Origin of the sequence: Alcanivorax sp. 24 (assembly GCF_004360225.1) — a bacterium.
GTDB lineage: Bacteria > Pseudomonadota > Gammaproteobacteria > Pseudomonadales > Alcanivoracaceae > Alloalcanivorax > Alloalcanivorax xiamenensis.
The window spans coordinates 1-428 of the sequence record NZ_SNUA01000088.1 but is presented as its reverse complement, the minus strand read 5'-3'; the positions used below and the strand labels follow the sequence as shown (position 1 = coordinate 428).

General features: G+C 37.4%; 1 protein-coding gene. It reads right to left on the bottom strand.

Annotated elements, in window-relative coordinates; all coding sequences use genetic code 11:
- A partial coding sequence (locus E0L37_RS21385; protein WP_205655686.1) for a hypothetical protein occupies positions 1 to 374 on the bottom strand: 374 nt, incomplete at its 3' end.
- Positions 375 to 428: the final 54 nt, after the last annotated feature.

The following is a 428-nucleotide window of genomic DNA, read 5'->3' as shown; positions in this document are numbered from 1 at the left end:
GGATAAAGTGCATAATCGACACGACCTTTTTTTAGCATAGTAAGCGTATGGCTCAAGTCTTCGTTATGAATGATCTCGGCTTTAATATCAAACTCATTAAGAATTTCGATATCACCAATCGAGCTCATAATTCGGTTGTTTGGGTTGTATAAATTATCTCTATCGCATGGCAGCGCTTTTCGACATAGAAGCACTAAGTTAATAACGCCAAGGCTAGGTTCTACGACAATAATATTCTCGAATTTACGCATATTACTTTGTGAGCGCACAATATCGCCGTCAACGATGCCTGCATTTAATAACAATACGCCTCTTCGAGATGGTGTTGCTTGCATCTGGACTTTGATATTTAAATCATTATAAACATCACTCATTAACGCTTTAAATGGTGCTACACGCGGAATATCTACTGTATCTTATAAACATCT